Here is a 13,158-nt window from a genome sequence, read left to right on the forward strand (position 1 = left end):
TTCTCGCCAGGGCTTTTGCGGGTTCCAGTTGTCTTTCTCATCGTCCACTCCTCAGTGGTTACGATGAGCCAAGAACACTCCCTTATCAAATCACCCTATTTGGACCCATAAGCGCTGACGTCAGACACTACATGGCAGCATCGCAAAGGGCTTATGCTTGAACTTGGTGCTGTCATCCGTGGTCTGCCAGTCCCACCAGATCGCCGAAGAAGCGCAGCTTGCCAGCCCGGTGCAACCTCATCAGTCCTTCGAGGAACAGGCGGCAGAACAACCGAGACAGGACCTTGACCGGCAGAAAGAACCCTGGGCGGCAGCGGATCCAGCGGGCGCCATCCGCTGACAGCCCGCCACCCGGCACGATAACGTGCACATGCGAATGGTGTGTCATCGCCGATGGAACATCATGTCCTGTCTGGTGCAGCGGGGTTCACTTGTCGGACCAGCGACATGCGTGAAACCAGGGAAGAGCGGCAGCATCAGCGCCAGGAAACCCAGGCCAACCAGTTTGCCATCGGACTTCTGGCGCCGTTTCACATGGTGGACCCGCACCTGTCGCGAACCGCGCACCTGCGCGACGGAGAGCCCCTGCGCGACAGCCTCGATCTCAGCCTCAAAGCCTCTGTCCGACGGATGATCGAACGGCGCTCCGAACCGCTTGCCGCCATCTGATCGAAGGATGGGACAGGACGCTACACGATGCGCAATGGCGGGTTTCCCTATGTGAATCTTTTTACCCGAGATCGGCTGCCGCAGACCTCGCAAGCGTTTCGGGCGATCTCAAAGCGCAAACCAGGCTTCACCGAATTCGCTGAAACTCACTCCATGGCCTGGACTAACGTCCAGGACCTCGAGCTTTTTGAACAGACCCGCGTCGCGACAAACGGCCATGCGATCACTCTGCCTTGGGCCGACGCAGCGGACGACGGCGACGAAAAAAAGCCTGCTCCCGGAGTTGGAACCGCCAAGGTTTCGATGACGCCGAGAGTGCGCAGCCGATGCCTTCCCTGTAATCAGATTGGCATTCCCTGTCTTACGCCCGGCGTTCCCTGTTCTTCCCCTGAAGATTCCCTGTTCCTCCAATAACAGGGAATTGCTCCATAACCCTTTGAAACTGCGCTGCCAAGCTGAGCCAAAAATCGTAAAACCTTGCTGGGATGGGCCAAAATCGCGAGATTTCTCTGTAAATTCCCTGTTTCCAGGCAAATTAATGATGAGACCGGTTCGCAAAAGACTGTATCCACCACCACTCAGTCCTCCTAAAATTGCTGTTTCCACGCACTTTTAAATTATTGTTTGTTTTTCTGTGTGTTGCGGGATGAAAGAACACCAAAGGCCTCACAAATCGCCTCTATTCTGAGCGAGTCCGGGGCGATTGCCGGTGAGGTCTTAGGCCGGAAAACGCGAACTCAGTCGTGCGGGAATCCAAGTACCTGACGCTGCTCTGTCCAGTTCACTGGCAGATCAGGAAGGTTACGCAATGTTTTTGCCGCAAGATGTGGTGGCTGGCGCCAGACGGCTCAAATCTCTTTGTCATCTGCTGCAAAACAAGACCCAGCATTCCGCCGCTGCACCCGGCACTGGTCATTTCCGCGCAACTGGGTGAAAAAGAGGCGATACCATCAGCCGGGGACTTCTGAAAATGTTTCAATCTTTCGACGACACTGCCAGCCCGGATCAGGGGCCGCCCCGCCTGAAACGCCTGCGCACGGTGATGGCTAATAAGGGGCTGGCTGGATATCTGGTGCCCCGCGCCGATGCCCACCAGGGCGAATATGTTGCTCCCTGTGATGACCGTCTGGCGTGGCTTACAGGCTTTACCGGCTCGGCCGGGTTTTGTGCTGTGGTGGCCGACAAGGCAGGTGTTTTTGTCGATGGCCGCTACCGGGTGCAGGCTAAGGTGCAGGTGGACACGCGCCATTTCACCCCTGTCGACTGGCCCGAGATTAAACTGGCGGACTGGTTGAAAGATCACCTGCCGCAGGGCGGCATCGTAGGCTTTGATCCGTGGCACTACACCGCTGAACAGATCGAGGTTCTGGAAAAAGCCCTGACCGGAAGCGGGATCACATTGCAGCCCACCGAAAACCTGATTGACCGGATCTGGCCCGATCAGCCTGCCCCGCCCCAAGGTGCGATCACGCCCTATCCCGCCGATCTGGCCGGGAACACCCATGACGCCAAACGCACCCGTCTGGCTGCATCGCTGAAAGATGCGGGGCACGAATCGGCAGTGATAACCCCCCCCGATTCAATCGCCTGGCTGCTCAATATCCGCGGTCGCGATATCCCCCGAAATCCGGTCGCTCATGCCTTTGCCATTCTGCACGACAACGGCCACCTGACACTGTTCACGGACCCCGCCAAGGTGGATGATACCCTGCGCGCCCATCTGGGGGATGACGTGGTGGTCCGCCCGCCCCATGCCTTTGGCCCTGGCCTGCGCAGCCTGACCGGCCCGGTGCGCCTGGACAAGACATCGGTGCCCTTATGGGTCGTGCAGCAACTTGACGATGCCGGTGTGGCACATCATTGGGGCGATGACCCCTGTGTGATGCCCAAAGCCTGCAAGACCGACGCCGAGATTGCCGCCACCCGTGCCGCTCATCTGCGCGACGGGGCGGCGGTCTGCGAATTTCTTGCGTGGTTTGACGATCAGCCCGCTGGCACCATCACCGAAATTGACGTGATCACCAAACTGGAGGAATGCCGCGCTGCCACCGGCAAGCTGCTGGATATCAGTTTCGACACCATCGCAGGCTCGGGCCCACACGGTGCTCTGGCGCATTACCGGGTGACACATAAAACCAACCGCACCCTGCAAGACGGCGACTTGTTGGTACTGGATGGCGGCGGGCAATATCTGGATGGCACTACCGACATCACCCGCACCTTGCCGGTGGGCACCCCCGGCGCGGATGAGACCGCCGCCTTTACCCGCGTGTTGCAGGGCATGATCGCGATGAGCCGCCTGCGCTTTCCCAAGGGGTTGGCAGGGCGCGATCTGGATGTGATCGCGCGCTACCCTTTATGGCTGGCCGATCAGGACTACAACCACGGCACCGGTCACGGGGTGGGTGTGCATCTGTGCGTACACGAAGGCCCGCAGCGCCTGTCGCGCATCAGCGAGGTGCCCTTTCGCCCAGGCATGATCGTCTCGAACGAGCCGGGCTATTACCGCGAAGGCGCTTTTGGCATCCGCATCGAAAATCTGCTGGTGGTGAAAGAAGCCGACAAACTGCCAGGCGGCGATGTCGATGGCAAATTCTGCTTTGAAACCCTGAATTTCGTGCCCATTGACCGGCGCCTGATCCGGATCGACATGCTAAGTCTTCCTGAACGTGACTGGCTGAACAGCTATCACGCCGCCTGCCGCGACAAAATCGGGCCTCGGCTATCCCAGCCGGCTCGTCTATGGTTGGCACAAGCAACCGAGCTCCTCTGACACATCAGTGTACCAAAACGGGGCCAGACAAAAGACTTCAGGAGAGGGTTAAAATGGGACATATCAAGATACGCAAGGCCGAAGGTACGTGGACCGTTCGGGCCGGAGGGGCCGTTCTGGCCGAGACGAAAAACGCACTGGAACTGACCGAAGGCGATTATCCGCCGGTGATTTATTTCCCCCGCGAAGATATTGCCATGGCATTTCTGGATGACAGTGATCATAGCACCCACTGCCCGCATAAGGGCGATGCCAGCTATTACTCGATCATCACCAAAAGTCAGACCTTGAAAAACGCCGCCTGGAGCTATGAAAACCCGACTCTCGACGCCGTCCGCATCAAGGGCTGTCTGGCTTTCTACCCCAGCGACACAGTCGCAGTCGAAAGGGTCTGACTGCAAACCCGGGCGATACAGCAGTGCTGTCAGATGCGCGGCACGGCGCAGGGGCCAGCGGCCAAGCCATCAAACACCTTTTTATATTGAATTTGGTGCGGGTGAAGGGACTCGAACCCCCACGCCATAGGCGCCAGAACCTAAATCTGGTGCGTCTACCAATTCCGCCACACCCGCAATTTCAGCCACATGTTTCATGCCGCTGGCGCGGTCTCTAGCAAAGCCTGCCACCGGATGCGAGCGGAAAATGCGCAGCCCCCCACGGTGTATCGGGCAAGGAAAGGGCACAGCAGCAACCAAATCTTGCCATATTCCGGTGGATACATCGGAATAGCCACAAAGCGAGATACGCCATGAAACCGAAAACGGTCGGGCGGGACAACGGCAAACCCGCCGCTCAGTCCCCAAAAGAAATCAACGGCCTGATGGCTGACAGCATTGTCATGACCATGCAGGGCGAAAAACAGGTTCAGGATATATGTCCCGGTGAGCGCATCATAACCCGCGACAGCGGCATGGCGGTTGTCAAATCGGTGCGGTCTCATACCGCTCACATGCGATCGGTACATATCAAGGCCGGCTCACTGGGCCATACACGCCCGGAGCGTGATGTCACCCTGTCCGCCGGCCAGAACATCCTGATCCGCGACTGGCGCGCGCAGGCACTCTTTGGGGTTTCCAGGGCGCTGGTTCCCGCCTCTCGCCTGGTGGACGGCGAATTTGTCACCTTTGGTGACACCATTACCACCACGCTGTATGAATTATCCTTCGACCGCCCGCATGTTCTTTATGTCGACGGGCTCGAGGTCGCCAGTAACGCGTCCGAAACGGCAATAGCCAAACCCAAAGCTGCCTGAAGGTTACCCTCCAGGGCAATGGAAAACCCCCGGATTTCTGCGGTCCGAGGGTTTTTCTTTTACGGGCATGCCCCGACCGCAGGCTGCTATAAGCCGCACCCGAAAATTCGCAGAATTTTCGCGCTCTGCGCGTCGCCCCTCCCCTTCAGAACCGCTACAGGCCCAGATCCCGGAACACCTTTGGCAATTCCTCGGGCAGGTCCTCGGCAATCAAACCGGGGCCAAAACTGCGGGCACATTCCACATGCAGCCACGCCCCCGTCTCGGCGGCCTGCATCGGCTGGAATCCCCGCGCCAACAGCCCGGTGATGAAACCCGCCAGCACGTCGCCCGACCCCGCTGTCGCCAACCATGGCGCGGCACGCTCGTAGTGAGCCGAGTTGATGCTGCACTGCCCGTCCGGTGCTGCAATTACCGTATCGGGTCCTTTGAACAGCACTACGCACCCGGCCCGTTTCGCCGCCTCACGCGTCGCATCCACTTTGGAATAAGCAGGCCCTTTGATGGCGGGTGCGTTCAGCTTTTCGGCAATATCCGGGAACATCCGCGCGAACTCACCCGCATGGGGTGTCAGCACGCATTTTTCATGCAACTTGCCAAACAGTGCATCTGCCTCGTCGAAAAACAGGATCGACAGCGCATCAGCATCCAGAACCGTCGGGCGCTTTGCCTCCAACGCCGCACCGATCAACGCCTTTTCACGCTCACCCGATCCAAACCCCGGCCCCAGACACTGCGCCTTGATCCGCTGATCCTCCAACACCGCCGTCAGCGCCTCGTCATCCTCAACCCACCTCAACATCACTGCCGTGATTTGCGCCGCCACCTCCAGCTGTGCCGACCCCGGCACGCCAAGCGTCACCACCCCTGCCCCAATCCTGAGCGCGCCCCGCGCCGCCAAACGCGCCGCGCCGGTTTTGCCTGCACCGCCCGAGAGGATCAGGGCGTGCCCATGCGAATACTTGTGTTCGCTCATCCATTTGGGTCGCAGCGGTTTTGGACCTTCCAGCAACTGCACGATGTCTTTGCAATACTCGTGTTGCAGACCGATATCCTTGACAACGACGGTTCCACTCAACCCCGGGCCACCACCGTAGTGCGCCTCTCTGATCAAGTAGTGCCCAACCTTTGCAGTATGGAATGTGACCGTCAGATCAGCGGGAAACGCTCCTAAATTTGCACCAGAATCCGTACACAAACCACTGGGAGCATCAATGGCAACATATTTGGGGCGGGTTGCGGTATCGTAATGCGTCACAGTGGGCACAAAACCGCGCCACGTCCGCAGGGTGTCATCTGGCATCGGACGCGTCAGACCAGTGCCAAAAAGTGCATCAATCACCAGGCCATTGGTTCTTTCGTCCAGAATATCCTCTATCGCGCTGTCATTCCATTCAGCAACTTCCCCGATCTCCAACCACCGCTCACAATTCACCTTCGCATCGGGTGGTAGTTTCCCGGGATCGCCATAGAGAAACACCTCCACCTCCCAGCCCCATTCCTTCAGCAATCGCGCCACCACAAACCCGTCGCCGCCATTGTTGCCCGGCCCGCATAGCACGACCGCGCGATGCGACGTCGCGGCCAGTTCCGGCCATTCCTCGAATACCGCCTCAACCACGCCGCGCCCGGCGCGTTCCATCAGCTCCAGCCCGGTCACCTCACCCGACTCAATTGCGGCGGTTTCTATGGCCCGCATCTGCGCGGCAGTCAGTAATTCAGTCATATATCCCTCACCGGCGATTCAATTTCGCTTATATCGCGTGCAATCTGCCTATTTTTTGTGCACACACAAATCCTGCCTCCCGCTCACGCGCGTTGATCAACCCTAACCGATTGAGCGCGCCAATTAGAAGTGTTCTGAGGGGCCGCAACACCGCAGCCACAGGAGGCCCCACATGAAAAAGATCGAGGCGATCATCAAGCCGTTCAAACTGGACGAGGTCAAAGAAGCCTTGCAGGACGCCGGTATTCAGGGCCTTTCCGTGATCGAGGTCAAGGGGTTCGGCCGTCAGAAAGGCCATACTGAACTGTATCGCGGTGCCGAGTATGTCGTTGATTTCCTGCCCAAGGTGAAAATTGACGTCGTGCTGGACGACGATCAGGTCGACGCCGCCATCGAGGCGATCATCGAAGCTGCCAAGACGGACAAGATCGGCGACGGCAAGATCTTTGTCAGCCCCGTTGAACAGGCCATCCGCATCCGCACCGGCGAAACCGGTTCAGAAGCACTCTGATATCAAACCCAATCCCAAAACAACATTTCCCAAGCTAAAGAAGGACCAGGAGAATGAGCAAAGACGCAATTCTCAAGCAGATCAAAGATGAAGATATCGAATATGTCGATATCCGCTTCACCGACCCGCGCGGCAAACTGCAGCACGTGACCGTGGTTTCCGATCTGGTTGACGAGGACTTCCTTGAAGAAGGTTTCATGTTCGACGGTTCGTCGATCGCCGGCTGGAAGTCGATCGAAGCTTCCGACATGAAGCTGATGCTGGACATCGACAGCGCTTATGTCGACCCGTTCTATGCCGAGAAAACCCTCTGCGTCCATTGTTCGGTGGTTGAACCCGACACGGGCGAGGCCTATGGACGCGACCCGCGCGGCACCGCGCAGAAAGCCGAATCCTACCTTAAGGCCAGCGGCATTGGCGATGTGGCCTACATGGGCCCCGAGGCCGAATTCTTCCTGTTCGACGATGTTCGGTTTTCGAATTCTATCAACAAGGTATCCTACGAAGTTGATGCAATCGACGCCTCGTGGAACACCGACACCGAATTCGAAATGGGCAACATGGGTCACCGCCCGGGCCTGAAGGGTGGTTATTTCCCGGTTAACCCGACCGACGATGCCCAGGACATCCGTTCGGAAATGCTCAGCACGATGAAACGTCTTGGCATGAAAGTTGACAAGCACCACCACGAAGTGGCGTCCTGTCAGCACGAACTGGGCCTGATTTTCGGTACTCTTACGCATCAGGCGGATGAGCTGCAGAAATACAAATATGTGATCCACAACGTGGCACAGGCTTACGGAAAATCCGCTACTTTCATGCCCAAGCCGATTTACGGTGATAACGGCAGCGGCATGCATGTGAACATGTCGATCTGGAAAGATGGCAAGCCGCTTTTTGCGGGCGACAAATACGCTGATTTGTCTCAGGAGGCGCTGTATTTCATCGGTGGCATCCTGAAGCACGCCAAAACGCTGAACGCTTTCACCAACCCGGGCACCAACAGCTACAAGCGTCTGATCCCCGGTTTTGAGGCCCCCGTTCTGCGCGCCTATTCGGCCCGCAACCGCTCGGGCTGCGTGCGTATCCCATGGACCGAAAGCCCCAAAGCCAAACGCGTTGAGGCCCGTTTCCCCGACCCAAGCGCAAACCCCTACCTGTGCTTTGCAGCGCTTCTGATGGCCGGCCTTGACGGCATCAAGAACAAGATCGATCCGGGCGAAGCAATGGACAAGAACCTTTATGATCTTCCTGCGGAAGAGCTTGAAGGCATCCCCACTGTCTGTGGCTCGTTGCGCGAAGCACTGGATGCTCTGGCCGCTGATCACGCCTTCCTGCTGGCCGGTGACGTTTTCACCAAAGACCAGATCGACGGCTATATCGCGCTGAAGATGGAAGAGGTGCACCTGTACGAACACACACCGCACCCGGTTGAATTCGGAATGTATTACAGCTGCTAAGGGTATAACAGACCCCGACCTGCCCTGTTTTAAACATGAACAGTTTGGGCGCCCCCTGCCGGGGCGCCCATTTTTGTTGATCATTCCTGTTGTTTCGCAATTCGAACCAAAAAGGTGAAAAATCAAAGATTGCCTCAATGTATCCGTATTTGAAACAAACTGATCACAATTTCTGCATCCATCACTGGTCTTGTATGAAAACCATTGGCACTGAGAATTTTTATGGCGACGGGGAAAAACTGGGTAAGCGCCGGGCTTGTCTTTCTGGGCGCACGCGACATTGACATCGTCAAGGTCAACAACCGCGTTTGCAATACCTTCGAGGGGCTCGACCAGATTGTGACCAGCGTTCGGGTGCTGTCGGATGACAGTTCCCTTATCACGTCCGCGCATTATCAGATCTGGATCAGCACGCAAGAGGACCATCCGGTAAACCCGCTCGGTGCGCCACCGGCGCTTTTCCTGTCGGTGCGCATCGCCCCGGGCAAGGCTGTGCCCGACGATGGCGTACCCACACTGGATTCCATTATGGCCCATGTTCTCAAAACACTGCACAGGACCCTTTCAGCTGACTTTATCCAATGGATCGAAAAAGACGCTGTTCTCTCAAGTGCCGATTTTGTCGTCGCCACATCCCAACCCCAGCCGCCGTTTCCCTCCCACTGCGCTCAGGCAGAATGCGGCGCGCCGATTCAACAGCATGACCTGCCTGCCATAGAAGAAACCAATGACATCTTGCAAAATCGGCTGTCCCAGCGCGAGGTGCTGGATGTCGAAGGTGACCTTCACGGCGAATTGCGATCGATCTTTCTGGACGACCCCGACGCGATAGGCGTACTGCCCGCCCCCGGGGATGACATCCGCGAAAAAACAGCGCCCCTGCGCCTGTCCGCCTGGATGCTGTCCTTTACGGTCGCGCTGTTTTGCCTGCCGGTGGGCGCCGCGCTGATTGTCTTCAACCTGCTTAGGGGGGAAAACCTGCGTCTGTGCTCACAGGCCGCCGCGCTGACTGGCACCTTCATCACCTTGCAAATCCACGGCAGCACGGCACAGGCGATGGAAATGGTCCAGGGGATATTTGGTTAACTTTTGGCACGTACCGCACAGGTTAAACTTCGCTCACCTCAGAATTGTCTTTGTCGATGATTTTCACTCGGTTATTCTCGCTCTGTATATTTTGAAGGAGTGTGTGGTGCTTTCACGACTACCGGCGGTTCTGCCTGTCCTTGCCATAATTCTCGCAGTTTTGCCCACCGGCCCAGCCCGTGCTGCCAAATGTGGAAATAACGCAAGTGGGTTTGACGCGTGGAAAGCTGCCTTTGCTTCTGAAGCGGCCCGCGCCGGTATCGGCCAACGCGGCCTTCAGGCACTGGCCGAGGCGCGCTATGCCAAGAGCACCATCGCGGCAGATCGCAATCAGAAAAGTTTCAAATACAGCCTTGATAAATTCATGCAGATACGCGGCGCACCCACAATCGTGGCACAGGGACGCAAACGCAAGGCGCGCAATGCCAATTTCTATATGTCACTTGAACGCCAGTATGGCGTGCCAGCCGGTGTTCTGCTGGCCATTCACGGGATGGAGACCGGCTTTGGCGGCTTCATGGGCGACAGCCCGGTGGTTTCAGCCATCACCACGCTGGCCTATGATTGCCGCCGCTCCGATTTCTTTGTCCCCCATGCGATTGGCGCGCTTGCGCTCATCGATCGCGGATCAATCACGGGCGGCACCAAAGGCGCCAAACACGGCGAATTGGGACATACCCAGTTCCTGCCTGGCAATGCGTTGAAATACGGCATCGATGCCAATGGAGATGGGCGCGTTGACTTCTACAGTCAGGCCGATGCGCTGGCCTCGACCGCAAATTACCTGCGCAAGAAGGGCTGGCAGCCCGGCAAAGGTTATCAGCAGGGGCAGCCCAATTTTGCCGTGATCAAGGAATGGAATGCTGCCAGCGTTTATCAAAAAGCCATCGCCATCATGGCGGCGCAGATAGATGGGTAACCCCTGTCACCGCCACACTTGACTTAAAAATTTCGCAAAGCATCATGGTTCGGTCACAGTCCGATCAAAAATACCCCTAAATTCAATCGTTTATTGTTTCCAAAAGAATAAGAATGAAGCAGGTAAACATATGACTAGGGATAAGTTTGGAACTGTCGCGGCATTGCAATACGCCAATCGCCCCAAGCTGGACTTTGCGACAATTGTCAGGGAATTCGACACGTCGTTTCAACTTGTCGATGGCCAGGAACGCAGTCAGACTTGGATCAGCAGCGATCTGGTTATCATCGACCGCGATCTTGTTCGCGTGGCTCTTGGTTGGCTGGATCCAACCGCAGCTGATGCGCCATGGCACTTGATAGTGGCTGTGGGCCATACCCCCCGGCAGGCCAATATTGCTCCCGTGCCGGGATATATAGATTCGCTTGCCCAATATATCGTGGGGCATTTCAGCTATCTGCTTCCCTATGATGCCCTACTGCATGGCACCGTCAACCGCCCCGTCAGCAGCAAGGTGATCCGTACCGTCGCAGATTTGCTGCGGTTTAGCGAAAATACCGTCCCGCACGACATACTTCCGCGCGACAAAGACAGGTTCATCGTTACCGGAACGCAAATGTGTCCGTTAAACGCCTCTCTCGAAACCAACGGCCATCACGCCCCACCCGATGAGGCCCACAATCACGATGACACACACGCCAGCACACCAATCGACGTTAACCTTCGGGCTGAGCACGGAATTTCCCTGCCAAAACGCCTTACGATCTACACGCTTGGCATGACCATGGCGTTGCAGGTCCCGCCGCTTGGCGCTTTTCTACTGACCTATGCCGCCCTGCGCGACGGGGCCATTGCGATATCATAGGGTTTTTGCATCTGATCCGACGGCCTTGACAGGGTGCGCCCGACTACCTAATTCGTGGCCCACGGGGTGCAGGCCCCCGCCGTTCGCAGGCCCAATGGCTGTGGTGAAGCCCTGACGTTCTTCTTCCAGTTCCTGACCAGGGTCATGACCGGATGGCAATGCGAATCCCGTCTATCGCCAATTGACCCGTTGGGATTATGAACCATGACCAACTTTGCTCTGCCCACCCGTGATGCGCTCAAGGCGCAGGCCAGACGCCTGCGCGCCACGCTGACCGACAAAGGCACCCCGATCGCCCATGCTACAGCTCTTGAAGCGATTGCCCAGCAATGGGGCTACCGCGACTGGAATACCCTGTCGGCTACGGCACGCACTATGCCCCTTGCGCAATGGCAGGTAGGGCAGCCCGTCTCGGGGCGCTATCTGGGCCATGCCTTTACCGCCCGGATCAAGGCCGTTCGGCAGGCCAGCGGCGGCCATCATCACCTGACACTGGTCTTTGACGCACCGGTTGATGTGGTAACCTCAGACAGGTTCAGCGCGTATCGACGTCAGGTGAATTGTGTGGTGAACGCCCATGGTGTTACCCACCAGAAAACGTCAGACGGTCAGCCCCACGTGGTGCTTGATCTCGACTGATGCCTCGTGCTTGTGCGTCGCTATACAGCGGCGCGCGGCACCACATACGTATGGATTGAAAACACGCAGGCCAGTGACTTTGGCAGACGTAATACGGATTGCCTTTCAGACCGCAGATAAGGGAATTCGGTGCCGTATTCAGGCCCCCCTCGCTCAGTGCGCGTCTTTGGTTGGAAAAGCGCCGGATCAGCATAATGCAGCAGATTGAACCGCCACATCGGTCGCCCCACCTGCACCCCGTCAAACAGCCGCTGCACCCGTCGGGCCAGCGTTTCGTCATATTCCTCAACCGGGTCATGGATTGCGCCCAGGGGCCGTCCGATCTTATCCGCCAGTCGCCAGCTCGCCGGAAAACACAGGACGGCGGCGGTCATCACATGTTCATCACCGTGCTTTTCCAAAAGGCAGAAATCCTCTTGTACCAGATGCCCCAGCGTGGCCATAGGTTCGCCCCGATCCAGCGTCACACTTACCCCGTCCGGGCGTCGCACCTGATCCGTTGAAACCTGATAGTCCTTCGCGTTTTTACCCAGCCAGTCCAGCACGTAGTTCAACAACTCATCCGCTGCCGCCAGACCTTGCGGTGTCATCGCCAGCACTTCATCTCGCCGCACGCTCAGTAACCTTTCCCGCTCTGCCATCTGGCCCGCAAACGCTTCATCCGCTTGCAACCAATCAGCCTCGTCAAGCGGCCCGATCCCCGGCAAGGCGCGCGGTGTGATGTCATGCGGAATGCTCCGCTGGAAAATACCACTCATGTTTCATTCACGCTCATACGCACTGATCATCTTGTAATCCTTCTTTGGCCCTTTCACACGCCACGTGACACGAAAAACGGGCCAGTCCCCAAAGTCATAACACCCGTCATACTGATCCGGGTCGCACCAGTGTCCGGTCTCTCCGCCTAGGGCAGGCACCTTATGAAAGAACCGTCCGTCATCAAAATAAACCGACAGGTCCTCCGACCAGAAATAGCGGCGCTCGGCCTGCATCTGCGCCTGCCCCGGCAGCGTCAGCACCCCGATCTCGACACACAGCAGCCCGTCGTCCTTGGGCTGCCAGTCCGCCTGCCCCAGAAACACCGCCCGGGTTCCATCCGCTTGGCTGATCTTGCGCTCTAGCCGCCAGTTTCCTGCAAAGTCCGCCAGCTTGCGCTCAATTCCGGCCCTGGTCCGGTCAATACGTCTCATCTCGGCGCTCCTGTCTTGCCGCCGCCCGGCCCACAGTCTAAACCCGCGCGCAACACTACAGCATCCCA

General features: G+C 57.6%; 14 protein-coding genes, 1 tRNA gene and 1 pseudogene. 11 read left to right on the forward strand and 5 right to left on the reverse strand.

The annotated features are described in order from the left end of the window. Positions 1 to 181 precede the first annotated feature (181 nt). Positions 182 to 406: pseudogene (locus PEL8287_RS08510) on the reverse strand (transposase); the annotation flags it as partial. A gap of 41 nt (positions 407 to 447) precedes the next feature. Here PEL8287_RS08510 and PEL8287_RS08515 point away from each other — a divergent pair. From PEL8287_RS08515 to PEL8287_RS08530, 4 genes are all read left to right on the forward strand, one after another. Next, a complete protein-coding gene (locus PEL8287_RS08515; RefSeq protein ID WP_139837744.1) occupies positions 448 to 669 on the forward strand; it encodes a hypothetical protein in 222 nt (73 codons plus the stop codon). A gap of 27 nt (positions 670 to 696) precedes the next feature. Continuing rightward, positions 697 to 1,083: a hypothetical protein gene (locus PEL8287_RS08520; RefSeq protein WP_085891979.1), complete on the forward strand. Its 387-nt coding sequence runs from the start codon at positions 697 to 699 to the stop codon at positions 1,081 to 1,083. 556 nt (positions 1,084 to 1,639) lie between these two features. Further along, positions 1,640 to 3,442, forward strand: coding sequence for an aminopeptidase P family protein (locus PEL8287_RS08525; protein WP_085891980.1), 1,803 nt, complete (start codon positions 1,640 to 1,642; stop codon positions 3,440 to 3,442). Positions 3,443 to 3,495: 53 nt separating this feature from the next. Then, positions 3,496 to 3,837 carry a DUF427 domain-containing protein gene (locus PEL8287_RS08530; protein ID WP_085891981.1) on the forward strand — a complete coding sequence of 114 codons (342 nt, stop codon included), beginning with the start codon at positions 3,496 to 3,498 and terminating at the stop codon, positions 3,835 to 3,837. Positions 3,838 to 3,930: 93 nt separating this feature from the next. Here the strand turns inward: PEL8287_RS08530 and PEL8287_RS08535 are convergent. Further along, a tRNA-Leu gene (locus PEL8287_RS08535) sits at positions 3,931 to 4,014 on the reverse strand. A gap of 176 nt (positions 4,015 to 4,190) precedes the next feature. Here PEL8287_RS08535 and PEL8287_RS08540 point away from each other — a divergent pair. Continuing rightward, a complete protein-coding gene (locus tag PEL8287_RS08540) occupies positions 4,191 to 4,694 on the forward strand; it encodes a Hint domain-containing protein (protein WP_085891982.1) in 504 nt (167 codons plus the stop codon). A gap of 154 nt (positions 4,695 to 4,848) precedes the next feature. Here the strand turns inward: PEL8287_RS08540 and PEL8287_RS08545 are convergent, their stop codons facing one another. Continuing rightward, positions 4,849 to 6,420, reverse strand: coding sequence for an NAD(P)H-hydrate dehydratase (locus PEL8287_RS08545; protein ID WP_085891983.1), 1,572 nt, complete (start codon positions 6,418 to 6,420; stop codon positions 4,849 to 4,851). A 172-nt stretch (positions 6,421 to 6,592) separates the two neighbouring features. Here PEL8287_RS08545 and PEL8287_RS08550 point away from each other — a divergent pair, with 172 nt between their 5' ends. The 6 genes from PEL8287_RS08550 to PEL8287_RS08575 all read left to right on the forward strand — a co-directional run bounded on the left by PEL8287_RS08550 (position 6,593) and on the right by PEL8287_RS08575 (position 11,900). Further along, the gene (locus PEL8287_RS08550; RefSeq protein WP_085891984.1) at positions 6,593 to 6,931 is read left to right on the forward strand and encodes a P-II family nitrogen regulator; all 339 of its coding nucleotides are present in this window, start codon (positions 6,593 to 6,595) and stop codon (positions 6,929 to 6,931) included. 53 nt (positions 6,932 to 6,984) lie between these two features. Further along, entirely contained in the window at positions 6,985 to 8,391 is a 1,407-nt protein-coding gene (glnA, locus tag PEL8287_RS08555; RefSeq protein WP_085891985.1) for a type I glutamate--ammonia ligase, read from the forward strand. A 222-nt stretch (positions 8,392 to 8,613) separates the two neighbouring features. Next, the gene (locus PEL8287_RS08560) at positions 8,614 to 9,477 is read left to right on the forward strand and encodes a hypothetical protein (protein WP_085891986.1); all 864 of its coding nucleotides are present in this window, start codon (positions 8,614 to 8,616) and stop codon (positions 9,475 to 9,477) included. A 130-nt stretch (positions 9,478 to 9,607) separates the two neighbouring features. Beyond that, on the forward strand, positions 9,608 to 10,396 hold the full coding sequence (locus PEL8287_RS08565; RefSeq protein WP_139837766.1) for a lytic murein transglycosylase: 789 nt from the start codon (positions 9,608 to 9,610) through the stop codon (positions 10,394 to 10,396). Positions 10,397 to 10,526: 130 nt separating this feature from the next. Further along, entirely contained in the window at positions 10,527 to 11,261 is a 735-nt protein-coding gene (locus PEL8287_RS08570) for a hypothetical protein (protein WP_085891988.1), read from the forward strand. Positions 11,262 to 11,465: 204 nt separating this feature from the next. After that, positions 11,466 to 11,900 (forward strand): glyoxalase superfamily protein, encoded by a 435-nt coding sequence (locus PEL8287_RS08575; protein ID WP_085891989.1) that lies wholly within the window; start codon positions 11,466 to 11,468, stop codon positions 11,898 to 11,900. 20 nt (positions 11,901 to 11,920) lie between these two features. On the opposite strand, the gene PEL8287_RS08580 is transcribed toward PEL8287_RS08575, so the two are convergent. Further along, positions 11,921 to 12,658: a heme-dependent oxidative N-demethylase family protein gene (locus tag PEL8287_RS08580; protein ID WP_085891990.1), complete on the reverse strand. Its 738-nt coding sequence runs from the start codon at positions 12,656 to 12,658 to the stop codon at positions 11,921 to 11,923. Between the two features lie 3 nt (positions 12,659 to 12,661). Continuing rightward, positions 12,662 to 13,090 carry a DUF6314 family protein gene (locus PEL8287_RS08585; protein WP_085891991.1) on the reverse strand — a complete coding sequence of 143 codons (429 nt, stop codon included), beginning with the start codon at positions 13,088 to 13,090 and terminating at the stop codon, positions 12,662 to 12,664. Between the last annotated feature and the right edge of the window lie 68 nt (positions 13,091 to 13,158).

This window comes from Roseovarius litorisediminis (genome assembly GCF_900172295.1).
Classification (GTDB): Bacteria; Pseudomonadota; Alphaproteobacteria; order Rhodobacterales; family Rhodobacteraceae; genus Roseovarius; species Roseovarius litorisediminis.